20 protein-coding genes are annotated in these 24,271 nt (G+C 45.9%); 8 read left to right on the forward strand and 12 right to left on the reverse strand.

The window, feature by feature from the left end; genetic code table 11:
- Positions 1–288: 288 nt before the first annotated feature.
- The 6 genes from acsC to cdhA all read right to left on the reverse strand — a co-directional run bounded on the left by acsC (position 289) and on the right by cdhA (position 8,447).
- A complete protein-coding gene (gene acsC, locus ACSAZL_RS02630; protein ID WP_440947198.1) occupies positions 289–1,695 on the reverse strand; it encodes an acetyl-CoA decarbonylase/synthase complex subunit gamma in 1,407 nt (468 codons plus the stop codon).
- A gap of 3 nt (positions 1,696–1,698) precedes the next feature.
- The gene (gene cdhD / locus ACSAZL_RS02635) at positions 1,699–3,012 is read right to left on the reverse strand and encodes a CO dehydrogenase/acetyl-CoA synthase subunit delta (protein ID WP_440947199.1); all 1,314 of its coding nucleotides are present in this window, start codon (positions 3,010–3,012) and stop codon (positions 1,699–1,701) included.
- Positions 3,013–3,260: 248 nt separating this feature from the next.
- Positions 3,261–4,022, reverse strand: coding sequence for a carbon monoxide dehydrogenase accessory protein CooC (locus tag ACSAZL_RS02640; protein ID WP_440947200.1), 762 nt, complete (start codon positions 4,020–4,022; stop codon positions 3,261–3,263).
- A gap of 55 nt (positions 4,023–4,077) precedes the next feature.
- Complete coding sequence (cdhC, locus tag ACSAZL_RS02645) at positions 4,078–5,490, reverse strand: CO dehydrogenase/CO-methylating acetyl-CoA synthase complex subunit beta (RefSeq protein ID WP_440947201.1); 1,413 nt, start codon at positions 5,488–5,490, stop codon at positions 4,078–4,080.
- Between the two features lie 24 nt (positions 5,491–5,514).
- Positions 5,515–6,027 carry a CO dehydrogenase/acetyl-CoA synthase complex subunit epsilon gene (cdhB, locus tag ACSAZL_RS02650; RefSeq protein WP_440947202.1) on the reverse strand — a complete coding sequence of 171 codons (513 nt, stop codon included), beginning with the start codon at positions 6,025–6,027 and terminating at the stop codon, positions 5,515–5,517.
- 2 nt (positions 6,028–6,029) lie between these two features.
- Positions 6,030–8,447, reverse strand: coding sequence for a CO dehydrogenase/acetyl-CoA synthase complex subunit alpha (gene cdhA, locus ACSAZL_RS02655; protein WP_440947203.1), 2,418 nt, complete (start codon positions 8,445–8,447; stop codon positions 6,030–6,032).
- A gap of 1,468 nt (positions 8,448–9,915) precedes the next feature.
- On the opposite strand from cdhA, the gene ACSAZL_RS02660 reads away from it, so the two are divergent.
- From ACSAZL_RS02660 to ACSAZL_RS02670, 3 genes are all read left to right on the forward strand, one after another.
- Positions 9,916–10,584: a rhomboid family intramembrane serine protease gene (locus ACSAZL_RS02660; RefSeq protein ID WP_440947204.1), complete on the forward strand. Its 669-nt coding sequence runs from the start codon at positions 9,916–9,918 to the stop codon at positions 10,582–10,584.
- Complete coding sequence (locus ACSAZL_RS02665) at positions 10,581–11,006, forward strand: hypothetical protein (protein ID WP_440947205.1); 426 nt, start codon at positions 10,581–10,583, stop codon at positions 11,004–11,006. Before ACSAZL_RS02660 ends, ACSAZL_RS02665 begins: the two co-directional genes overlap by 4 nt.
- 448 nt (positions 11,007–11,454) lie before the next feature.
- The gene (locus ACSAZL_RS02670) at positions 11,455–12,036 is read left to right on the forward strand and encodes a TIGR00288 family NYN domain-containing protein (protein ID WP_440947206.1); all 582 of its coding nucleotides are present in this window, start codon (positions 11,455–11,457) and stop codon (positions 12,034–12,036) included.
- A gap of 33 nt (positions 12,037–12,069) precedes the next feature.
- Here ACSAZL_RS02670 and ACSAZL_RS02675 read toward each other — a convergent pair whose 3' ends face one another.
- From ACSAZL_RS02675 to ACSAZL_RS02690, 4 genes are all read right to left on the reverse strand, one after another.
- Positions 12,070–13,047: a methanogenesis marker 12 protein gene (locus ACSAZL_RS02675; protein ID WP_440947207.1), complete on the reverse strand. Its 978-nt coding sequence runs from the start codon at positions 13,045–13,047 to the stop codon at positions 12,070–12,072.
- A 23-nt stretch (positions 13,048–13,070) separates the two neighbouring features.
- Positions 13,071–13,424 carry a DUF2103 domain-containing protein gene (locus ACSAZL_RS02680; protein ID WP_440947208.1) on the reverse strand — a complete coding sequence of 118 codons (354 nt, stop codon included), beginning with the start codon at positions 13,422–13,424 and terminating at the stop codon, positions 13,071–13,073.
- A 365-nt stretch (positions 13,425–13,789) separates the two neighbouring features.
- Positions 13,790–14,227, reverse strand: coding sequence for an ACT domain-containing protein (locus ACSAZL_RS02685; RefSeq protein ID WP_440948766.1), 438 nt, complete (start codon positions 14,225–14,227; stop codon positions 13,790–13,792).
- 515 nt (positions 14,228–14,742) lie between these two features.
- Positions 14,743–16,047 (reverse strand): phenylacetate--CoA ligase family protein, encoded by a 1,305-nt coding sequence (locus tag ACSAZL_RS02690; protein WP_440947209.1) that lies wholly within the window; start codon positions 16,045–16,047, stop codon positions 14,743–14,745.
- 333 nt (positions 16,048–16,380) lie between these two features.
- On the opposite strand from ACSAZL_RS02690, the gene ACSAZL_RS02695 reads away from it, so the two are divergent.
- Complete coding sequence (locus ACSAZL_RS02695) at positions 16,381–16,509, forward strand: hypothetical protein (RefSeq protein ID WP_440947210.1); 129 nt, start codon at positions 16,381–16,383, stop codon at positions 16,507–16,509.
- Between the two features lie 158 nt (positions 16,510–16,667).
- On the opposite strand, the gene ACSAZL_RS02700 is transcribed toward ACSAZL_RS02695, so the two are convergent.
- Together ACSAZL_RS02700 and ACSAZL_RS02705 are read right to left on the reverse strand one after the other, a co-directional pair.
- Positions 16,668–17,672 carry a DHH family phosphoesterase gene (locus tag ACSAZL_RS02700; RefSeq protein WP_440947211.1) on the reverse strand — a complete coding sequence of 335 codons (1,005 nt, stop codon included), beginning with the start codon at positions 17,670–17,672 and terminating at the stop codon, positions 16,668–16,670.
- A gap of 123 nt (positions 17,673–17,795) precedes the next feature.
- Entirely contained in the window at positions 17,796–18,149 is a 354-nt protein-coding gene (locus tag ACSAZL_RS02705; protein WP_440947212.1) for a prefoldin subunit beta, read from the reverse strand.
- Between the two features lie 502 nt (positions 18,150–18,651).
- Here ACSAZL_RS02705 and ACSAZL_RS02710 point away from each other — a divergent pair.
- From ACSAZL_RS02710 to ilvN, 4 genes are all read left to right on the forward strand, one after another.
- Complete coding sequence (locus ACSAZL_RS02710) at positions 18,652–19,737, forward strand: M42 family metallopeptidase (RefSeq protein WP_440947213.1); 1,086 nt, start codon at positions 18,652–18,654, stop codon at positions 19,735–19,737.
- 532 nt (positions 19,738–20,269) lie between these two features.
- On the forward strand, positions 20,270–21,721 hold the full coding sequence (locus ACSAZL_RS02715; RefSeq protein ID WP_440947214.1) for a (R)-citramalate synthase: 1,452 nt from the start codon (positions 20,270–20,272) through the stop codon (positions 21,719–21,721).
- A gap of 313 nt (positions 21,722–22,034) precedes the next feature.
- Positions 22,035–23,729 carry an acetolactate synthase large subunit gene (locus ACSAZL_RS02720; RefSeq protein WP_440947215.1) on the forward strand — a complete coding sequence of 565 codons (1,695 nt, stop codon included), beginning with the start codon at positions 22,035–22,037 and terminating at the stop codon, positions 23,727–23,729.
- Positions 23,729–24,214 (forward strand): acetolactate synthase small subunit, encoded by a 486-nt coding sequence (gene ilvN, locus ACSAZL_RS02725; protein WP_440947216.1) that lies wholly within the window; start codon positions 23,729–23,731, stop codon positions 24,212–24,214. The genes ACSAZL_RS02720 and ilvN overlap by 1 nt, the downstream gene beginning before the upstream one ends.
- Positions 24,215–24,271: the final 57 nt, after the last annotated feature.

Consider the following 24,271-nt stretch of genomic DNA (forward strand, 5'->3'; position numbering starts at 1 on the left):
CAAAACTAATCTAAAAAATAATACAGCCGAAAAACGAGCAATAAAGTTGGAAATCTACGTGAAGGAACAGAATTCAAAATCTATATACAAAAAACCTGAACTAATAACTTATTGAAGTTTCAGGACAAACTTTTAATATAAAAGATTGGAATAAGGAGTCCCCTGTGGGAGTGAAATCTGTAAAAATTAGCTACAGCTGTTATTCTTAAGTATAATGTTTTTTAAAAAAGAGAAAAAGTACCGTGTCAGAGAGACACGGATGCTTTCAGGTTAAAATCACATTCGTCTTTATTTTGGGGGCCAGTTCTTTTCCATCCAGCCTGGGAGTCTTCCTGAGTCCATTGGGCCTACTTTGACATTTGCACCGAGCTTGTCCTCGAGGTCACCCTGCAGACGAGCTGCAAGACCCGGAGTGACAACGGTATTGTGGTTTACGGCCGTCTTGAGGTCGAACCCTGCCTTGTCAAATGCATCCTTTACCTTGTCAGCGGTCAGCTGTCCGCCTGCCACTGCAGCTTCCACACCGATCCCGTCGGTGTTAACTGCAAGCAGCCAGCAGTCTATTCCGTTTGAGGCCAGGTCGCTCTCTACTGTGTAGTATGTGAGGGCGAAGTTTGTGGTAAAGAGTACCGGGGAGTCCGCAGTTGGGTTTCCTACCTTGTACATCTTTGAGTCCACAGCAACAGGAGACCTTGGGTCAGTGTAGATTGTCTCTGCCAGGTGCACTTCAGGCATTGTGGCATATGGCTCCATGCTGTGGAGGATCATAATGTCTCCGTACCTGATGGTAAAGACCGAAGCCATAACGGTTTCCCAGTATGAGGCACTGACAGGGTCTGCAATACCTGCCATCCAGGCAGTGAACGGGAGTGCCATGATCGGGTATGCGATCTCGGTGTCGCCCATAATGCCTGCTCTCCTGATCTTCAGGAAGTTGGTGAAAGTGTCCTTCAGGCCCTTGCCTGTCGGGTATGTTCCTGGGTCAAGGACAATGTCCTTAATTCCTGCCTCTGCAAAGGTCTTTGCGAGGGTCTTGAGGGCATCGAGGTCGTTGAAGGCTGAAACAACCACAGGCACCTTGTACTCGAGGGCGAGTTCTCCTACCTCTTTCCAGTTGTCCTTGTTTGCGGCATAGAGCAGTGGGTTCTTGTCCTTTGCTGCTTCCAGGCCTGCCTTCAGGACTGCCGGGTTGAAGGAACAGAAGATCATGGGCATACCGACTTCTGCAACCTTCTTGACAGCTGCTGCAAACTTTGCCGGGTCATTGGACACGGCTCTGATTGCTACACCATCGAGGAGCAGGTTTCGTCCGACATAGAACTTCTTGTAGTCAGCTATCTGCTTAACTCTTGCAACAAGGGCAGCTTCTTCCATATTGTCTGCCACATCGAAGAACATCTTTGTCTTGTTGAAGAAAGTGAGCTTGTGGCGGTACAGGACATCGTCTCCACCAATGTTGACTGCTTTCTCGCCTGCTCCTATGGTTACCTGGCGGATTTCAGGGGCAAGTAGCCTGTCAAGTTCTGCCAGTTTCTTTGCGAACTTCTTTTCCTTAATCAGGGGTGGACAGTCTGATGTCTTTCCTGATCTGTCAATCAGCTTGGAGGCAAATGCCATACAGGTAGCTTCACCACATTCTCCACAGTTTGTCTGGGGCAGGTACTTGTAAGCTTCTAATGGGCTGTTTATTTTCATGTTTTACACCTCCGCTCCGATCCAGCTGGCAATGTCAACCTGTTCGGTGTCTATCATTCCGAAGAGGGTCTGGGTGATCTGCTTCAGGACAGCAACCGATGTTGGGTGCATCATCATGAAGAGGTCGTTACCTGCAATTGCAAGGGACAGACCTGTAACGATTTCCCAGATAGGACCTCTGTACTCTCTCGGGCCCCAGTCAGAGTCTTCCTTGAGTGGTGAGCTGACCATCCAGGACTCACGGGCACCCCATGCGTTTGTGGTACCAGAAGACATCGGGAAGGTAAGTTCATCGTCACCCATGAGGGCTGCAAGTCTGATACGCTCCATGTTGGTGTAAGCGTAGTCTAGACCGTATCCGAGGGCAGCAGTGGTCGGGTCCATGATGATTCTGTCTCTTGGGACGTTGCACTGCTTCATGAGTTTCCTGTTGAGTTCCTTCTGGGCGTTCATGTCCAGCTGAGTCCAGGAAAGCACGTCGTGGTCGTACTTTATTGCGGCTTCCGCAATTGCTGCATAGTCCAGGTTCAGGCTGGCAGATGCAAGCAGACAGCGCTCGCCTTCTGCAACTTCTGCAGCTCTTGCGAGGACTTCGGGGTCCTTCTGTGGGTTCCCGGAACCGCCGATCGCAATTGGCACGTCAACAGCCTGGAGGACTTCTTCTACCGTCTTTGCTGCTTCCTTTGCGGGAGTGTCTTTGATGAGCGGGTCAGTTGAGATCAGGTGGATGGTAATCATGTCAGCGTTGAATTTCTCAACGTTCTTCTTTGCCCATTCTCCCGGGCTGTCCATGACCTCATCGTAGTTCTCCTTTACAGCTTTTGCAAGCCCGATCCTCATGTCGAACACATCAATTGTGACCTGGTTCCTGTTCGGCATCGGGGCGTCGAAGTAGAACGGCAGGGCTTTCTCTCCACCCACTACTACTCTCTTGCCACGGCTTCCGCCGTCTGCAGAGGTGTTTCCTATGGGTACTTCCTGGATCTGAGTTGCCCATTCTGCAATGTTAGCAACATCGAACTTTGCAGGGATAAGGTCCTTGAGTTTCGGGGCTGCCAGAGCCGGGGAAATTGCCGGAGCAGCTGCCGGGGCGCCAATGCCAACAGGGTATCCAAACATGCCTGCAAGTCTTGCAAAGTGCTGGGCAAGTACTGCGCTCTCCTGCCCAAGAGCTGCGGCAAGCATGGGGTCAAAGCCGCCTCCGAGTCCACCGAGATCAATCTCAATGTCCCCTTCAATAGTCACACCTTCGAGGGCTTCTACATCCATCCCCGCGAACATGTTTGTTATATCAGATAACTTCATTTTCTTTGCCATGTAAACCTCACCGTTTCCGTAATTTATCCGTTTTTACGAGTGACTGTATAATAAAGGATGTAATACAGAATTTGTTTCCAATTTTTCCCTTGTATATTAACAGGGATCGGGGCAGGAATTAATTAATCCTGCTCCGTTACTCTGATGACTTTAAATTCCGTTTCAAGCTCTTAAACGGGCTACGGATTCCTGTTCTTTGATTCCGGCACGGTTTTTCTGCATAATCCACAGGTTCAAATGAAAGGGGATCAGTACCCCAATTTTTGTACGATTTTTTCTATCTCTATTGCAGCAACCGAGTCGTCCGGGATTTCATAGAGAGGTATTCCTTTTATGTCCATTTCCTCTATCTTTGGATCTAATGGTATCATACCTATCAGGCTGAGTTGCAAATCCCCTGCCAGTTTAGCGAGCTCTTCACGGTTAGCATCTGTAACTTTGTTTGCAATAACGTGAATTCTCCCGACATTTGAATCAAGTTCACTCACAAGTTCCCTAATCCTTTCGGCAGTCCGAAATCCCCTTCGTGAAGCGTCAGTCACTACAATAAGGTCATCTATGTCCCGGATAATCTTCCGGCTGAAATGCTCAAGCCCTGCTTCCGCGTCAATTACAACCACATCATAGTTCATGATCAGTTTGTCCATTATCCCGCGGAGAAGGTTGTTTACATAACAGTAACATCCTGAACCTTCGGGTCTGCCCATTACAAGCAGGTCGTATCCCGGCATCTCTTCAATGATCTCATAGACCTTGCTTTTAAGCACTGACTCTTTGTTCATATCGGGGTTATCAGGCCTTGGTTTGGTGATCTCCGCCTGTAGAAACTCTTTTGCGTCCCCGATTGTTTTTACGTTCTCACAGCCAAGGGTTTCAGGAAGGTTAGTATCTGCGTCCGCATCAACTGCCAGTAGAAACTTCCCTTTTTTGGAAAGGTAGCGGATCAGAAGAGCCGCTACCGCCGTTTTACCAGTCCCGCCTTTTCCCGTTATTGCAATTACTTTAGTCACAGCATACCCCTTTGTCTTGTTTTTCGGTTTTAGGCAATCGCCTGTCGTCACTCAGTTATTTCTTTTCCTTCTTCTCGCTGATGATCATCCTGTCAATGGTGATCTTTGCGTTCTTGAAGGTCAGCTTTATTCCGCCGCCAGAACCGCCGGACATCATGGGCATTGCAGGCATCTGGAAGCCGGCTGCAGGCATCATCATTGGAGCTGCTGCAACAGCTACTTCCTCTTCTTCCTCTTCTTCTTCCTCTTCTTCTTCCTCAGCTGCTGCCCAGGTAGCAACTACGGGGTGTCCTTTCTCCTGGAGGAAGGCTTTCAGGGATTCGATGTCAGTGGCGTCGTTTTCGGTTGCGATCTTGTCTTTGAGGTCCGCAGGAATGGTTTCGGCAATCTTGTCCTTCAGCATTGAGGGGAGCCAGACAACTCTGTTCCATCCGCCGTCAGCCTGGATGAACTTGGGGGAGTAGAAATAGTTGATACCGATACCGAGGAACCCTACGATCTGCTTACCGCCACCGGTCTGACCTGCCATTGTTGAGAAGCCGATACCGTTCGGTGCCATTCCCTGGTATTCCCTGTTAACCCAGCCGATACCGTCGACTTCAGGGATATAGAACCCGACTACTTCGAAGCAGCCACAGGAGGTGTGGGGAGCATCGAAGAAGGAGTGGAGTTTAATCTTGTCGAATTCACCGGCAGAGAGTTTCTTGGCAATATCATTGACTCCGGTGTATTCACCCTTCTCGGCATCGAGGAGGTCACCCTTCTCAATTGCGAACTGCGGGCCTTCGGGGTCTACTTTAGCTGCTGCACGGCCGTCGAACCAGTTGATTGCACCACAGAGTGAAACCCTGTCAGGGGAGACAACACAGACGTTGGTCGGAGCAAAGGACTGACAGAGGGTACATCCGTAGAAGACATCTACATCTTCGTCGTGAAGGTCCTTTGTCCTGGCGTCTCTTGCCTTGAAGATTTCCTTTGCGGCTTCGAGCTGCTTCTCTACTTCAGCCTGGTCGGTGTAGAAGGTCACCTGCATCTTCTCAATAAAGGGAAGTTCTGTCTTGAAGAGCATCATGACGGCCTGTCCGAATGGCTCGAAAGAGTCCATCTTTGCAGCGGTGTCCTTGGAAACTCTCATCCAGACATCGTACCTCTGGTTCAGGTGCATAATGCCCTGGCAGTAGTTGATGAAGTCGTGGACACGCCTTTCTACGACTGATTCGAGGTCAGGCTCTACAAGTTCTCCACCAATGTTGAAGATCATTGCCCAGGGGTAGGTCTTGCCTTCTTCCATTTCTTTGAGATCGGGACCGACAATTGTTACTTTGTCGTCCACAATGTCATCCATGGCTGCTGCACGGACAAGTTCAAGACCAAGAGACTTCGGGCCTCCAAGCTCTACGAACATTCCTTCTTTTCTTACTCTTTCTCCTTCAAACATTGGGGAAATCTCAAATGGGAATTCTGCCATTATATTTCGCCTCCTAAATCAAAATTATAATGCATTGATAAGTTCATCCAGAGCAGCATAGTGGTCTGCTTTGCTCAGGTTTCCGAATGACATTGTTGCATTCTGGATGTAGTTTCTGTCAATTGCGATTGCTTTTACGCTGCTGAAGTTCTTTGTTCCGGACAGTACCTGGTTGATGTAGTATTTTATGTGTCCAAGGACGATGAGGGTGTCATATGTCCCATTCCCATCAAGGCCGGGCCAGTTCGGGTCTGTTACATAAAAGCCAAGCTGGTGAAGGTTGATGTACTTTGCATCCACATCCTTTCCCACAAAGCCGGGCATAGAACTTCCTGTAGCTGCAATCGGAATGTTTGTCTTCTGTGCAATCTTTATCACTCTGTCCAGAAGTTCCGGATCAAGGATTTTGGTTCCTACCACAAGAAGCGGCCTTTTTGCCTTTGAAATCAGCTTAGCTGCTACTTCGGGAGTAGTTGCCTTGGAAGTTGTTACTCCGTAGCTGGTAAAGAGTTTGGTGTTCTTGGTAGTGTCTACCATTTTCAGGCCTCCTTGCAAAGTCTCTTGAGGTTAGTTGGCTGTGCGGAGACATCGAACTTAATCTTCGGACCGGAAATGATCTTCTTCCTCTTCCAGTCAATTTCCCAGCCGTGTTCTGCCTCGAGCCTCTTGAGGAGCTCTTCACGCTTGGCAAGCGGGAGGTCAGCTTCGTTTCTGACGAACTTCCACCAGTCTTCGGGCTCTACACCGAGATACTTCTTGGAAAGCTCCATCCAGTGGGTCAGCTTTATGGCTCTGCCCATGTTGTTGTCAGACGGGCGGATGCAGGCCTTTGCCATCATCGGGATTGCTTCCTGCCAGCTTTCTGCAGTTGTCAGCAGGAATTCCGGTGCTGGTGGGATGTTCATCTCTGAGCCGTCCCTGGCATCGAAGACTTTCCACTTGGACTCGTCATAGTTCTTGGCAATCAGGGCTCTCCTGTATTTGGAGCTGTGCGGGCCGAGTACTGCCGGGATACCGTAGATGTTACATCCGGTACCGATCGAGGCAGCCTTCTGTGAGTATGCGCCCCAGGCAAGTCCGCATGCACCCACACGGTTGAGGGTGTAGTCTGCAATTTCTGCCAGGTTTCCTGCAAGGACTCTGCCTGCGAAGATTCCGGCAACTTTCTCTGCAGCTCCACTGATGTGTGCGTTGGACACGCAGGAACCGGTGTTAAGCAGTCCACCGCCTGAGAATGTACCTGGGAACCTCTCGTAAAGCGTCTTGCCGTCCTCGTCCTTGTACATACCAATGTCCATTGCGGAACAGCCGCTTACTGCCAGGAGGTAGTTTCTCTTCAGGAACTCTTCGGCAATGAGGTAGACATCTTTGGTACCGGCTGGATAGTTCGGGCATCCTATGATTGCAATGATACCCGGGGTAGTTCCCATAACGAGGTTCAGGCCTTCTGCCCTGATTTCCGCGTCACTTGCCTGTCCTCTGCCGGACCTGACCCATCCTTTCTCTTCACCGATGGATTTCTGTGAAGCCTTCTCAAGCACGTTCAGGATTGGGATTTCCTTCTTACAGACCTGTTCGCAGCGGCGGCAGCCGATACAGACATCGTGGAGGGCTTCAAGGTACTCGTAGCTTCCCTTGGCTGCATATTCCAATGCTTCCGGGATATCGAGTTCTTCCGGACATGCCAGCAGGCATTCTCCGCACTTGGCACACTTGTCTATGTATGCCTTGAATTCCTCGTCAGTCGGAATTGCCGTTATGCCCTCTGCATCGCGGATCGGAGCCATTACTTCGGCAATCTTCGGAACAAGTGCTCCGAGTTTGTCATAGTCCAGCATCACACAACCCGGAATTGCGCCGGTCTTGAGTTCCTCGACTATTGAATCCACATCTGCGTCTGTGCGGTCAGGCAGACCCATCATGATCTTTTCGTTTGATGCGATCACGGGGATCTTAAGTTTCATAGATTCTGCCAGGACATCTCCGCGGACGCACTGTTCATCCACAACAATAACATCAGGCATTCCGGAGCGGATAACCTTCAATTCCTTTGCCAGGGATCCTACGATCTTTGCGTATGGAGCTCTCCTGTCAGCTTCCTTGTACCTGGTCATGTCGAATGCGGTACAGCAAAGCCCGGCAATTTCCATCTTATCGGTCAGGTTGTTCTCTTCCATGTAGTCCATGATGTAGGTTACACCTGCCACGTTGTGTCCGATTGCGACAATGAGTGGCTTGGACTTGTCAATGGATCCCATGCCGATTTCAATGAGCGGGGCTTCAGGGTCAGCTTTCGGGAAGTCATATGCTGAGACCTGAGCGATATCGGAAACTTCCATACCGACGTGGTCAAGACTGCCGCTGAAGAGGGCTTTTGAGTCGTAGTCAATTTCAGCGCTTTCCTGCCCTGCGTGGATGGTCGCAAGGAGCTGTGTTAGCTGTTCTTCAACATACTCCATCGGGGCTCTGCATTCTCCGAGGGTCTTTGGGCTCATCCCTGTGCAGATTGTAACGTTGGGGGTCAGGACGTTTGATTCTCCAAGGTTGAGGGGGAGATCTTCGCCAAAGACTTCTATTACATGGTCAAGCAGGTGGCGTCCGTGTGCAGCGTGGCAGGCAGTACCTGTAATTACACGGAGGAAGAATTCCCTTCCGGTGTGTCCGGCCATGTCAATTCCGCAGGCTCCTCTTTTGTTTCCGGAAAGGTCACATGGTCCGTAAGTACAGTAACAGCACTGGTCACACATGGGGGTCAGGACGGGTTCGTAGCGGTCAAGAAGAAGCAAGTTCCAGCTTCTGTAGGATGCCAGGCCTGCCAGAGCAGTGGGACCCATCGGGCCTAACTCTTTTGCTTTTTCTTCAGCAGCCTCCTTTGCTGCCCCTACAATGTTGTTGATAGTGATCTGAACGGATTCCAGATCTTCTATAGAAAAACTCCCGGTAGTTAGTTTGCTCATTTGAGCTTTACCTCCTAAATTTGTTTAAAGTCAACTTCGCCAAGACGATTGCAATTAAGATCTGCGGCATATTCTTAATGATTATACATTATATATTTTGCCGTCTACTTTAAAGCTACAATCGTTTAAATGACGTTTTATGGTAAAGCGTTCTTAACTCTCAATTTGAACATCCAACGCCATACCAACGTTTTTTCAAATAAAAACGTTTTTATAGGGAATATTTTCCTTGTAAAAGTCGTTTTTAGGGCTTAATCTCTCTTCCAAACTCTTTTTTACGCCCTATGCCTCAAAAAAACCGTTTTTGCCAACGATTGAGACCTTAATCTTGAGCAGAGGTCGCTACCGATGGATAATAAACACTAATTAAAAGTCTAAATGTACCAAATCTATATAACATTTTCTAATTTGTAACACCCTATTTCGTGATGGGTAAAGTGGAATGTAGAGGCACACTATTCGTAAAAAAAATCTCAAAGATCAATTCTGTAAATGAAAGTCTTAATGCTTGCCGTTACCTGTTTTTTGATTTTGACTTCTTTGGCCTCAATAATTTTTTTCATCGATTTTAATATTTGTTATTAATTATTTCTTTTTTTCATACTAAAATCAAATAATTATAAAGATTTTTCCTACTCAAAGCTTAAAATTAGCACAAACAAAATTTCAGTTATTCCATTTTCAGTTTTAATATATTATTCATTATTATTTTTAATTTTATTATATTATTTTCTCAGATAAAAGTATCAAAATCTATTTATATCGGTACGTTCTCCATTTCAATTTACACAGTAAACGCTGTAAACCGTTTTCATGATTTTTTCCAGGAAAGCAGTAAATATGATTTTCTCACTTGAATATTAATTGATAAATTCTTTGATTTAAATAATACTTATTCCAATTTAAAAAGAGTTTTGGTTTTGCTTCTGAACCCCTGGTGTTATTAATATAATGGAATTATATTATCGAATATCCCATATCATAGAATATCCTATATCATAGAATATCCCATATCATAGAATATTCATGGAATTATGCCATGAAATTGAACGGATTGAGATTCAGGATTGTCTGTTTCCAGATGGGGTTTTAAGTCAATCAGGTTTGCTGAGAGTTAATTATAACTTTGCTGATCAGAGTTTTCAATACAAAATTTGAAAAACAGGCTTTCAAACATAAGCACTCCGAAATTTGTGACGTGAGCTTCTGGATCGGGTCAATGGCTGAGTTTCCCTGATGTCAGTCTTTTCAGTCTGTGAGTTCTGTTATACATCAATTTATGTACCTGTTATTTGTTCCTGAGTTTATGTTTGGACAAACTTCTTGTGTTTGGACAGCATCTTGCGTTTGAATAATATTCCCTGGTTAATTTTGAGACATCCTGGGTAACCTCTTATAACCTGCTTTATTATTCAGGTAATTTTATTCAAAAATTTTATACTGGATTAAAATAGAGAGTAATTGGAACATGTTTGACAGTGATATACCATACGAGTCTCGAGGCGGAATGGCCGGCAGAATCAAAAGTTCGGTTTCTACAAGCCCGTCGATGGCAATTATTTTCCTGTGCGTGATTTCTTTCTTTCTGGAAATGGTTCCGGGCATAGGTCCTCTCTATATCAGTGCTTTTCAGTTTGATCCCGGTTCTCTTCTGACAAGGCCGTGGACGCTTGTCACATATATTTTCCTGCACACCGGATTATGGCATCTTTTTTTCAATATGCTTGTCCTGTACTTCTTCGGAACTGCCCTTGAGCGCAGGATAGGGAATAAACAGCTCCTGGGGATCTTTTTTACCGCAGGAGTTCTGTCTGCAATAGGATACACCTTCTTAAGTCGGCCTATTTTCAATATTTATCCCGGACCTATGGTTGGGGCTAGCGGGGCGATTTACGGGGTTTTTGCCGCCCTTACTGTCCTTGAGCCGAACATAAAAGTATACGTTTATTTTGTCCCTATGCGTTTGAAACACGCCCTGTTGCTGTTTGCTGTCTTTGATTTTCTGATGGTTAATTCATCGGACATGATAGCTCATACCGCTCACCTGAGCGGACTCTTCGTAGGGCTCTACATGGGTTTTCGCATGAAGAAAATTCACGAAAAATATATGAGATCGAGGTACGGCGGCAGGTGGTGAGTCTGGGAGAAATTTTTTCTCAGGACAGGTATTACTATCTGAGGCCCGGCGCCGGGGAAAAAGTCCCGATTCAGATTTTAAATTTCAGGTGGGTCTTTGCAGCCTGGTCTCACAAGCTGAAGAAAACTCTATACTTTGAAAAAGCCCCTGATGAGCCTGAGGAAGAAGGTCTGAAAAGGGTAAGGGAAATTGTCCTTCTGCAGGTCTATGACTGGCTTGCGGGGAGAGAAGGATTTGTAGAGCTTACGGAGCCGGAGTTCGAGCAGTTTATGGGGATCTATGAAGCTTTCCTCCGGCAGTCAGGAGAAATCCGGTATAGCAGGCAGAAGAAGGGGAGAAAAAATGAAAATCTCTTTGAACTTCAGGAATCTCCTTACATCATTCGGGAAGTTCGAAAAGGCCCTTTTTCCGATAAATTATAATTCTATAAAATATATCTCGTGTTTTATAGTTAAATAGCTTAATTTTGAGAGGTTTTAATTCGTACTCTGGGATTTCCCTTTTTCAGGGCAGATCAGATTTTCAGTCCAGTCTCTCGGAGAGGCAAAATTGGAACCTTTTATTGTCAAAGTATGCAAATGTTTTACTACAGAAAAGCAAATATTTAGATATCATTAGATTATTACCCGAACTGCCGGGAATCAGACTTTAGACCTGAATAACCATAGCTGTAAATTTATGGCTCTGAACACCAGAACTGCAGTCTTCTGAAGGTTAAAGCAAAATCTCAGTACCGATAGATATAGAGGGAGAAGGGGGCTGCTGAAACTCTACGCCCTCAAAGATAAATTATTCCCGAGAATCGGGGCAATAAAAATAAAAAGATGCAGGTCGAGTAAAAAACTGTAAGGATCATAGAGGACATTGATAATGAAGCCTGTAAAAAGCGGACTTGATTCCATTTCTAGATACCTCCGTACCAAGAAAGAAGTCGGCAGGAGGAAAATAGGACTTCTGGTGGATGGACCGAATATCCTCCGAAAAGAGTTTGACGTAAATCTTGAGGAAATAAGGGACGTCCTGAAGGACTACGGGAATATCAAGATAGGACGCGTTTTCCTGAACCAGTACGCCTCTGACAAGCTTGTCGAGGCTATTGAAAACCATGGCCTTGAGCCTATCATCTGTTCCAGCGATGTGGATGTTCGCCTCGCGGTTGAGGGCATGGAACTGGTCTACAACCCCAACATAGATACTCTTGCAATCGTGACCCGAGATGCGGATTTCAAGCCGCTCCTGAACAAAGCAAACGAACATGGGAAAGAGACCATCATCTTCGGGGTTGAGCCCGGATTTTCCACCGCGCTCAAGAACTCTGCGGATTATGTTATTCTCATGGACAAAAACCATATGAGCGGCTATGACGATGAAATCGATGAGGAAAAACTTGACGCCTCGGAGTTTGAAGAATATCAGGAAGACGAATACGAAGAATCTGTGGAAAAGACCTGATTTCTCTCTTTAAGGATAGTTTTTCTTCATTCTTTACGGATAATCAACATCTACTCCGAGGATCTGTTTTTTTCCGGCAGCAACGTCCCTTGCTATCTCAGCACAGCCGATTGCAGCGTGCCACTTCCCGAGACTCAGGCAATTCTGATCCAGGTGAGTGCAGATCTTTTTCTGCACGTACTCTACTTCTCCTACCGAGCCTGCAAGAAAGACCGTGCCAGTAGTTCCATAATCTTTCATGAGAAGCTGCATGGAAGCGATTTCCATGGCTGCAAAAAGGGCTATCGTATCAAGGGCGAGCAGGGCAGGCTTTTCTCCTTTCCCGGCTGCGTTGAGCAGTTCTTCTCTGTCTTTATACGGAGTCATCTTCAGGGTTCCGGCTTCTATAAAGGCCTGGTTTGCGGTCTCGAGCCCGTCATCAACGTTTCTTATCGCCTGCAGGTCGAGAGGTCCGTGGTGAACTCCCGGAGCAAAAATACAGGCGTCAATTGCCCCGATCACCTTTCCCTTAGCAACCGCAAGGGTCACGGTGTTAGAACTGATGTCGGAAACTACGAAGTCTTCATAGCCGAGACAGAGGATATGGTATGCAATCCCCAGTTTTTCCGGGCTTGTGAGGTGGGAAAAGACTTTCATTCTCGGGTCAACTTTACTCCCTGCGTGAAGGCCGGGAATTGCTATTGCCGGAATTCCGGAGTTCCGGACTGCATCAAATACCCTTGTGCCTCCTCCTGTCTTTTTTCCGGCACCTTCGATACTCTGGAGCCCTCTGCTTTCAAGTTTTCTTACATCCCTGATTGCGGAAAAGCCGTCTCCCATGGAGTAGGTCAGAGCAACCAGGTCGATATCTCCAATCCTGATCCCAAACTCTCTTTCAATGGCTGCCAGAATTTCTTTTTCTGACATTGCAGCCGCTTCAGCCCTTCCGAGTTCGAAGGTCAGGGCCTTTTCATCCTCAATAAGCGCAAAACGCATTGCTGTTGTCCCGTGGTCAACCCCTATGAATGTCAAACAGTAACCTCTCCTTCAGCGCCTCAGAGGGCATTTTTTAATATTTCGTTTAATTCGTTCATGATTCTGTCCCCTTCATCAGCTGTACCGACCGTCGTCACCAGCCTGATTTCCTGGAAACTTCTCCCTTCCGAAAGTAATAGCCTCAGATTTCCTCTGGCGTCAGCGCGCAGGACTTTTCCAGCCAGTTTTCCTCCTGCTATGCCTTTTACGGAAATTACGGACGGAATTACTTTTTTTATTTCGGGGTGCTGGCTTACAAGCTTTACGAGTTTTTTTCCAGCTCTTCCGCCAATAATCGTAGTATGAGTTCCTCCAAGTTTATTTTTTGAAGGATTTTGAGTGTTTTCCTGTAAGCTATCTTTATTCTCTGTCATTGTGGTCAAACCGGTTGACTTTGCCTTTTTGTCGGTCCAATCCCTGTTTACTGTTATATGATAGCCTTTTCTTTATTCCAGAAAGGCATGTCCCATTCCATTCTTTTTATATTTATAATGTATATCTATTTACGCGATAGAGGCTCGGAAAATCTCTAATATATCTCTAATATAATACTTCCGGCTCCAGGTATCTGCTGGCTGCAAAATCTTTCAATCTAAAACAATTGCCGCCCAGATAAGAGCCTGTAAAAAGAGAACTTCCAGATTGCTCCGGCACATCAATATAATGTACCAGGCTCTGGATTATTTCCTGGCTTTTTCTTTAAAGCTGCCTTCCCGGAAAATCGGGGACCCAATCAAAATCAGATCTTTTCAAGTTCCTTCATGCCGATTAGCTTTATACCGTTCTCTTCCAGCGTTTCTATCGCCTTTTCAATTTCGTTTACCCGGACTATAAGAAGGGCTTTCTGGTCCCGGGTGACAAAAGCATAGGCATAATCAAGGTTGATATTCGCTGCTCCGAAAACTTCCGCAATCCGGGACATGCTGCCCGGGACATCTTCCATTTCGATTCCCAGAACGCTGGTTTCTGAAACTGTGAACCCGGCATCGTGGAGTACACTGTGAGCATAATCTGACTTGTCCACCACCATACGGATGATCCCGAAGTCTCCAGACTCGGCAATGGTAAACGCCCTGATATTTATGCCGGCGCTTTTCAATTTATTTGCCACGCTTGCAAGTCTGCCAGGTTTGTTTTCCGCAAAAAGGGAAATTTGTTTTATAACTTTGTCTTCCATTCCAGCACCCATGTCCTTTTATCCCGTATTTTTTATATCTTTATCTTTTCCTTTATCAAATTAAATAATGTCGAATTAAATAATGTCGAATTAAATGATGTCGAATTAAATAATGTCAAATTAAATAATGTCAAATTAAATAATATCAAATTAAATAATATCAAATTAAATAATATCAAATTAAGTAAGATACTTACTTTTCCTTCCCTACTTTTTCAATTCCTTCTTTCAACTTCTTGTTTCTTTTCTTAATATTTTTCCCTCAGTGTATAATATAAGTTTCTGTGTGGTATTTTAAGTTTACATGTTTATTGTTTTTCTAGCTTTAAGTTTACATGTATAAAGCCCCGTTCCGGATTTTTTTCTGGGCTTAAATGAGGGAGGTCAAAAGAGGAAAGGAAATAAGGAGTTACGGAAGGAAGCTGCAATCTACAATTTCCCCCGGTTATTCCTTTTCTTTTTCTTAAATTTTTAATTTCTTGCTTTTAATTTTCAGCTTTCAAACTACGAAAACTTCATAGCTTCCGGTTGTCTATGACTTTCTTTGATTTACCTTCCGAACGCGGAAGAGAGCCGTGTTCCACAAGTTCGACTTCTACTGCAAGGTTCAGCACGCTCTTTAATGCGTTTGCAACTTTCTTTTTGAGGGCCATCATGTCCGACATCCGGTCACTGAAGGCAGATTCATGCATTTCGATCTGGACCTTCATCGAGTCGAGGGGGCCTATTCTATCCACGATAATCATGAAGTGGTTCCCAACTTCTGGGATATTCATCAAAACCGATTCGACCTGTCCGGGGAAGACATTTATTCCGCGCACGATGATCATATCGTCCGAGCGCCCGCTGATCCGTGTGATCCTCGGGTGTGTCCTGCCGCATTTGCAGGGCTCCGATAGTTTTTTGGTAAGGTCCTTGATTTTGTAGCGGATAAGGGGATTTGCTTCTTTTGCAAGGGTGGTGATTACGAGTTCCCCTGTTTCCCCGTCAGGCATAGTCTCTCCGGTTTCGGGGTCCAGAATCTCTATCAAGAACAGGTCTCCCCAGATGTGGATGCCGCACTGTTCATCGCATTCTGTAAAAAGGGGGCCGCTGAGTTCCGAAGTCCCGTAGATATCATAGGCTTTAATCCCGGATTCGTCTTCTATTCGTTTTTTGAGTTCTTCAGACCAGGGTTCAGCCCCGAAAAAGCCCTTCTTTAATTTTGTGTCGTCCCTGATACTGGTGCCTTCTTTTCTTGCAGTTTCAATCATGTATAAGAAGTAAGAGGGGGTGCAGGCTATGGCTGTCGTACCCAGGTCTTTCATGAGTTCAAGCTGGCGTTCGGTGTTCCCCGAACTTGTGGGAAGTACGGTTGCTCCCAGTTTTTCACTTCCATAGTGAGCTCCGAGCCCACCTGTAAAGAGTCCGTACCCGTAGCTTACCTGGAGAATATCGTCTTTTCCCATTCCAACAGAGGTGAAAGCTCGGGCAAGGGATTCTGCCCAGTCGTCAATGTCCTTGTGGGTGTACCCGACTACCGTCGGTTTGCCCGTGGTACCCGAAGAAGCGTGGAAGCGGGCGAGCTTTGAGTTGGGGACGCAAAACATTCCGGTAGGGTACGTGTCTCTGAGATCCTGCTTATAAGTAAATGGTAACTTCCTGATGTCTTCAAGAGTCTGGATGTCTTCCGGGTGAACGCCGTGTTCGTCAAACCTTTTTCTGTAAAAAGGAGAGTTCTCATACACATAATGTACGAGTTTCTTCAATTTTTCTTCCTGCAACTTTTTCAAGTCGTCTACAGGCATTGTCTCGATTTCAGGATCCCAGTATTCTGGCATTTTTTCACGCTCTTTGTTCTTTATATTGAGACCTTTTAGTTTCAGGCCGCGTCTCTTTCGACCTTCTTTTATGTATATTTTTCATCTCATGTCCCTTTAAGGTCATGCTGTAACAGTGTTTTTTATTTCATACATCTCTTATTTCATGCCGGTTTTTTCGTTCCGAAAGATTAAAGCAATTCCGAAAGGTTAAAGCAGTTCCGGAAGGTTACGAACTTCCGACAGATATGGTGTAATGTGAAGATTAAGTTGGATTCTCATATAAATAATAGTTGTTGTTATTGATTTTTAATAAAAATCTTTCTCAAGTCTGGTTGAGGAAGGTAATTGGAAATGCCTGTCAAACTGAAAAGATATTCCGGTTTGGGAAGATACACAGAAATGGAGAAATACACAGAATTGGAAAAATACACAGAATTGGAAAAATACACAGAATTGGAAAAATACACAGAATTGGAATAATACACAGAAATGGAAAAAATATACCTAAAATATAACTTTCAGGAAAAGATATATACAGTTAATTAATTGTTATTATCCGAAAAGCTTTATTCTGGCTTCTTTTTGCATTTTACTATTTATTTTACTTTTCTTTTACTATTTATCTTACTATTTTATTCTTATTCTTCTTCATTAAATTCAATTTCATCCTCAGAAATCTCTATTGAGGTTGTTCCGAGGGAATTTTCAAGGATTTTCTTTGTCATTTCTCTGCATTTATGCAGTACGTCTTCCATGTTGGCGATTACATCTATCCCTGCAGCTCCCGAATGCCCTCCTCCGGTGCCGTTATATTCATTACTGATATCTTCCATCAGCTGGCCGAGGTTAACTCCGGCATTTACGGCATCACGTTTCGCCCTCGCACTTACCCTGACGCTTTCTCCTTTGGTAGTGCCAACAAAAGCTACATCGGCTCCGATGTTGATAAGCATGGAAGAGGCTGAGCCTCCGAAAGAACTTACATGAGAAGACGCTATAAGCATATCTCCCACTCTATCGAGTTCAACCCGGCTTGCTGCTTTCAGGATAGCGATGCGCATCGAGATGTCCTGGGGAGTGGCAGCCATAAGGTCCAGTACTTCCCCGTACTCAACGCCACTGGCTTCAATGATTTTTGCCACTGTTCGGAAGGTGTCGACAGATGCGTGCTTGAAATGCCCGGTGTCGGTTACGATTCCCGTGAGCATGCCGATTCCCACCCTGCGGTTAATCGGGGCGCCCATTGCTTTTAAAATATCATACACTATCTCTACAGTTGAGGTTGCGTTCCTGTGCAGGTAGAATTCTGCATTCTCGGTGAGGGCGGTGGTTGTATGGTGGTCGATTACACAGTAACTGGTAAGCTCTATGTCGTTTAGCTGCGCTTTAGTCGAGGTATCAACAACAACAACAAAACCGTAATTCGCAGGGTCTGGCTTATCCACTACCTCGATTCCGAGCCTGTCGATCAGGACGGACGCCACACGGTTACAGCCATCTACGAGCCCGACCGTACCTCCGAGTGCCTCAGCAAGGGCAAAAGCACTGCTTACAGCATCCGGATCTGCATTCCTGTGACACAAATACAAAATGTTTCGATAGTCAAGGAGCCGGTTGAAAAACTCCACTTCATCAACTTGCATTGTCCACTCTGGCTACCGTTTTTTATAGGTATCGAAAGTCCCGGAGTTTCGGGATTTCGGCACAATCTCCGTTATAACTATGTTATGTCCTGCATTCTATCAATGCAAAAGAAAAATAAAAAGTTATTGTGCTCTGGGGCCAAGTGCCTGCTGGATTTGCTCCTGAAGCTGTTTGAAGCGGGCGGTGAGCCTTTCTTCCTGTCTGGAAATAGACTGAAGTCTGAGTGAGAGTGTTTCTTCTCTGTCTTTAAGTTTCGAAACGGACTCCTCTTTGCTCGTTTTTATTACCAGTTCTCCGACATTACGGTAGACCACCGCATCGTCAGCCAGTCTTTCTAATTCTTCGAGAGCCATTTTGGACTCTTTCTGCATAGCTTCAATCTGGGATTTCTGCATAGCAAGAGCCTGAACCTGCTGCTGTACCTGCTGAAGCTGTGCTATCTGGTTCTGGATTTGAGGAGGTAATTCTGAAGTCATATAATTTTCACCTGAGTCCTCAATAAACCTGAAGGGATTTTAATGTTTCTGTCCTTACAGCTTCCGAAAATAATCCTCCCCGCCAGAAAGCAGCTTAAAAGCCCCTGCCAAAAACTTAAACAACAAGTTCAACTTAAATAAGGACACCCCAACAATCAAATTAATATGAAAAAGATGAGTCAGTCGCATTACAGGTATGGGCACATTATGAGGTAGATTCGATGCTTGATATATTTGTTAAACCCAAGACTAAAAAGCCTCAAAAGTCTTTCAACAAAGGATAACCGTAGATGGACATTTATAATATATCCCATTAAACAGATATATTAGCAAATCAACTGGATGAGCTCCAAACCGAAAAGGCAGCTGCCAGAAGTAATTTATGTTTACTCAGAATTACACTTTAGGTTAACTGAGGTTCAGATCAAACCTTAGCCTAGGGATTAAGTTTCAACTTGCAATTGAAGCTTCAGATTGACCCGGATTCAGGAGATTTTCTTACATGGCAGAAAATATGGAAAAAGGCGCAAACCTTGAAGAAATAAAATCCCTTCTCGAAAAGTTTACAAACGCCCACGGAATTTCCGGCTTTGAAGATGAGGTCCGGAAACTGCTTGAAAAAGAGCTCGGACCCCATGTTGACAGTATGCGGAAAGATACCATGGGAAACCTTATTGCTGTTAAAGAGGGAAAGGGACCTTCTGTAATGCTGGCTGCCCACATGGACGAAATAGGGTTAATGGTCAGGTATGTAGATGAGGATGGATTCCTGCGCTTTGTAGGGATAGGGGGCTGGTTTGACCAGACTCTCCTGAACCAGAGAGTCGTCGTACACGGCAAAAAGGGCTCGATTTACGGAGTAATAGGTTCCAAACCTCCTCATGTGATGAAAGAAGAGGACAGGAAAAAGCCCGTGAAACTTGAGGATATGTTTATCGATATAGGGGCAAAAGACAGGGAGGATGCAGGGAACCTGGGAATCGAGATTGGCACCACGGTTTCAATCGACCAGGAATTCATGCCCCTGGCAAACGGGAAGGTTACATCCAAGGCTTTTGATAACCGCGCAGGAGTTGTAATTCTCCTTGAGGTCATGAAACGGCTTCATGAGCGCAAAATCGAAGCAAATGTATATGCCGTGGGCACGGTTCAGGAAGAAGTGGGGCTTAAAGGAGCAAAAACCTGTGCTTTCGGGCTCTGTCCGGATGTGGCCCTTGCCCTAGACACAACCATTCCGGGAGATCATCCGGGTATAAACAAGACCGATTCAGCTCTGGAACTGGGAAAAGGGCCCGCAATAACTGTAGCAGACGCATCCGGAAGAGGTCTTATAGCCCACCCTCAGGTTCTCAGGTGGCTCCGGGAAAGCGCGGATGAAAACGGGATCCCGTATCAGCTGGGTGTAAGTTCTGGCGGTACCACTGATGCTACTTCAATCCACCTCACAAAGGAAGGCATTCCTACAGGTACGGTCAGCATAGCCACCCGTTATATCCACTCTCCGGTGGAAGTTCTGGATGTGGCAGATATTGAAGCGTGTGTTTCCCTGATTGTAAAGGCAATAGAAAATGTTCAAAATTATTTCTAAACATCATTTTTTAATTTTTTAAGACTGACTGGCAGAACATAACAGGACAATTTTTCCTGCTTGCAACCTGTATGGCCGGTCTACTTAAGGGGAACTCTGAATGATGTTTCAGTGTGAGTGGCCTCTCTTTACCGCTCCTGCAGATTTGCGGGTTCCCCTCACAATTCTATTTTTCTCTCTTTTCAGTTTTCAGATTCTGGGCATCTGACCGGTTTCTATATTTGTCTTTTTTTAAAAAAGTAAGGTATATTGTTAACTGGAAACTAAAAATACTATGGTCTACCTATTGGAGAGAAGTTTCGGAGAGTCCGGGAGTAAATTCGGGAGTATTCCCGGATGGAATCGGGTTTCTGAGATAAAATATGTGTAAGATTATAGTAAAATGAGTGCTGCAAAATAGGGTACAATTATATAATATTAGTGGTATTATTTTTTCCCTGTTCTGCAGAACTAATCTATTGAAATCTATTGAAATAAAAACCAAGACTGAGGGATTATATTATTCGAAAACATCCGATTTCTGGATACTACTTTGAGAGACGGTGAACAAACACCTGGCGTAGCCCTGACCAGAGAGAAGAAACTCTTAATTGCCCGGGCCCTCGATGAGATGAGAGTCTCTGTAATCGAGGCTGGCTCTGCAATTACTTCCGCAGGGGAAAGGGAATCCATCAAGGCCGTAGCGAATGCCGGTCTCAATGCCGAAATCTGCAGTTACTGCAGGATTGTAAAAATGGACGTTGACCATGCTCTTGAATGCGATGTCGATTCAATCCATCTTGTAGCTCCGGTTTCGGACCTGCATATCAAAACGAAAATCAAAAAGGACCGGGATGCAGTAAGGCAGATCGCAGCCGAGGTTACCGAGTATGCCAAAGATCACGGCCTGATCGTAGAGCTGAGTGGAGAAGATGCTTCGCGGGCGGACCCGGAATTCTTAAAAGCCATTTATTCCGACGGAATAGATGCCGGGGCTGACAGGTTATGTTTCTGCGATACCGTAGGGCTTCTGGTACCTGAAAAGACCACCGAGATTTTCCGGGACCTGTCTTCTTCCCTGAAAGCCCCGATAAGCATTCATTGCCACAATGATTTCGGTTTAGCAACCGCAAACACGGTTTCGGCGCTTGCAGCAGGAGCAAAGCAGGCCCATGTGACAATTAATGGTTTAGGGGAAAGAGCCGGAAATGCCTCTCTTGAAGAAGTCGTAATGAGTCTGGAGTGGCTCTATAAATATGATACCGGCATCAAGCACGAACAGATATACCGGGCTTCAAGGCTTGTAAGCCGGCTTACCGGAATTCCCGTGTCCCCTAACAAAGCCCTTGTAGGAGGAAATGCTTTCACTCATGAGGCAGGAATTCATGTGCACGGGCTCCTGGCTGACAAGGCAACTTATGAACCGATGAGTCCCGAATATATTGGACGGCAGCGCCAGATCGTACTTGGTAAACATGCAGGAAGGAGCTCTATTACTCTTGCTTTAAAAGAGATGGGGCTCGAGGCTGATGAGGCTCAGACCGAAGAAATCTTCAACAGAGTCAAGCAGATGGGTGACCAGGGTAAACATATCACCGATGCTGATCTGCAGACCATTGCAGAAACCGTGCTTGATATTTACAAAGAACCTATTGTAAAATTAGAAGAGTTCACCATTGTATCCGGAAACCGGGTGACTCCAACCGCTTCCATAAGACTCAATGTAAAAGACAAGGAAATCGTACAGGCTGGAATCGGAAACGGACCTGTGGATGCTGTGATCAATGCTATTCGAAGAGCTGTAAGTTCCTGTGCTGAAGACGTTATCCTTGAAGAGTACCATGTAGACTCGATTACCGGCGGAACTGACGCTCTTGTAGAAGTAAGGGTAAAGCTTTCCAAGAACGGAAAGGTAATTACCGCAAGCGGGGCAAGAACGGACATTATCATGGCCTCTGTAGAAGCCGTAATGAACGGGATGAACCGCCTTATCCGGGTAGAGTAAATCATAAAAGGATGCGGAACTTCAAAGGTTTCTCTGGAGGACTCTTTCGTCCTCTCTTTTTTTCTGTTTGAGGAAATTTTTGAAACAGGGATCTCCGGCACTTTGAAAACCCGGAGAAACCCTCATCCATATATAACATGATTGATTATGATGTATTTGCGAAATTCGCAATCAAAAAAGTGTGAGTGTGAGAGATAAGATAGATGAAAAAGTATTTCTCATAAATACACCCTTAACTGGAAAGGTGCCCACCTGAAATGTGGGTATCCATTCAGTTAGACCAAGTCTCAAGAAATAAATAAGGAGATTAATAATGACAACCGGGTCAACAGAAAAAGTCAACGGCGCAAAGGCTCTTATAAAGTGCCTTGAAAAGGAAGGAGTTGACACTCTCTTCGGATACCCCGGAGGGCAGATCATTCCTTTCTACAATGAACTCTATGATTCAGATCTGCGCCACATACTTGTACGCCACGAACAGGCAGCAGCTCATGCTGCGGACGGGTATGCCCGTGCTACTGGAAAGACCGGGGTCTGCGTTTCTACTTCAGGTCCCGGAGCAACTAACCTGGTAACAGGTATTGCCACCGCATATATGGACTCAGTGCCAATTGTAGCCTTAACCGGCCAGGTACCAAGATCCCTTATCGGAAACGACGCTTTCCAGGAAGCAGATATTACCGGCATCACTCTGCCAATTACCAAGCACAACTATCTCGTACAGGATCCAGTAGAAATCCCGAGGATTGTAAAAGAAGCCTTCCATATTGCTTCGACCGGAAGGCCTGGCCCGGTATTAATTGACCTTCCGAAGGATGTACAGAATATAGAAATTGACTTACAGTATCCTGACAAGGTAGAGCTCAGAGGCTATAAGCCAACTTACAAAGGAAATACCCAGCAGATAAAACGAGCCGCCGAAGAGATCGCAAACTCCTGCAGGCCCATAATCTACGCCGGAGGAGGGGTGATAAGTTCGAATGCGAGTGCGGAACTCGTTGAGCTGGCCGAGACCCTCATGGCTCCGGTTACAACTACTCTGATGGGTATCAGCTCTATCCCGACCGAACATCCTCTCTATGTCGGAATGCTCGGAATGCACGGGTGCAAATACGCAAACTACGCAATTCAGGAGTCCGATCTTATCATTGCTGTGGGAGCAAGGTTTGACGACCGGGTTACCGGCAAGCTTGAGTCTTTTGCCCCCAACGCCAGGGTTATCCATATTGATGTCGACCCCGCCGAGATCTCCAAGAATGTAAAGGTGCATGTTCCTATTGTCGGGGACGCAAAGCAGGTACTCAAATCCCTTATTAAGTATGTCCAGTGCTGCAAATCCACGGAATGGCTCGAAAAGGTAAACCAGTGGAAGAAGGAGTATCCTCTTGCCTACAGGCAGGTGTCTTCGGATACTATAATGCCTCAGTTTGTTATAGAGCAGATCTCCGAAGCCAGCAAGGATGCGATCATAGTTACGGAAGTTGGGCAGCATCAGATGTGGGCAGCTCAGTACTTCAAATACAGCAAGCCTCGAACTTTCCTCACTTCAGGAGGGCTTGGCACAATGGGATACGGGCTTCCTGCAGCCATGGGAGCCAAGGTCGGAAAGCCGGATAAAACCGTTATCAATATCGCAGGCGACGGCTCTTTCCAGATGAACTCTCAGGAGCTTGCAACTCTGGTCCAGAACGACATCCCGGTTGTTTCCGTGATCCTGAACAACGGTTACCTGGGCATGGTCCGGCAGTGGCAGGAACTCTTCTATGACCGGAGGTATTCCTACACCTTCATCAAGGGCAGTGTTGACTTTGTAAAACTTGCCGAAGCCTACGGTGCGCTCGGGTTGCGTGCGGAAAAACCATCCGAAGTCAGGCCTGCAATCGAAGAAGCTGTAAAGTCCGGAAGGCCTGCTGTTGTCGAAGTGATTGTTGAATGTGAAGCAAATGTCTATCCGATGGTGCCGGCAGGAGCTGCAATTAATGAGATCATCGACCTGGAGGAACACTGATGAAACACACACTTGCAGTCCTTGTGGAAAATAAGTCAGGTGTGCTCTCCAGAGTCGCTTCTCTTTTCTCAAGGCGCGGATACAATATCGACAGCCTGGCTGTGGGAGTTACCGAAGACCCTGATATTTCGAGAATAACCATTGTTGTGCATGGGGATGACCATGTGCTCGAACAGGTAACAAAACAGCTCAACAAGCTCATAGATGTCATCAAGGTCTCGGATATCGGGAGCGACGATGCGGTTGAGCGGGAGCTTGCCCTTATCAAGGTCTCAGCTGATGTGAACACAAGGGCAGAGATTATCCAGATTGCAAACATCTTCAGGGCCAGGATAGTGGATGTTGCTCCGAAGTCCATGACCGTTGAGGTAACAGGGGATGAAAGTAAAATCCAGGCAATCGAAAAACTTCTCCGCCAGTTCGGGATCAAGGAAATGGTCAGAACAGGCAAGATTGCAATGGTGCGGGGCCCAAAGAAGGTTTAAATATTAAGGGCAGGTAATGAGAGGTAGCTGCTCAATTATTTTTCACAGATTGGGGCA

It is taken from the genome of Methanosarcina mangrovi (assembly GCF_052057765.1).
Classification (GTDB): Archaea; Halobacteriota; Methanosarcinia; order Methanosarcinales; family Methanosarcinaceae; genus Methanosarcina.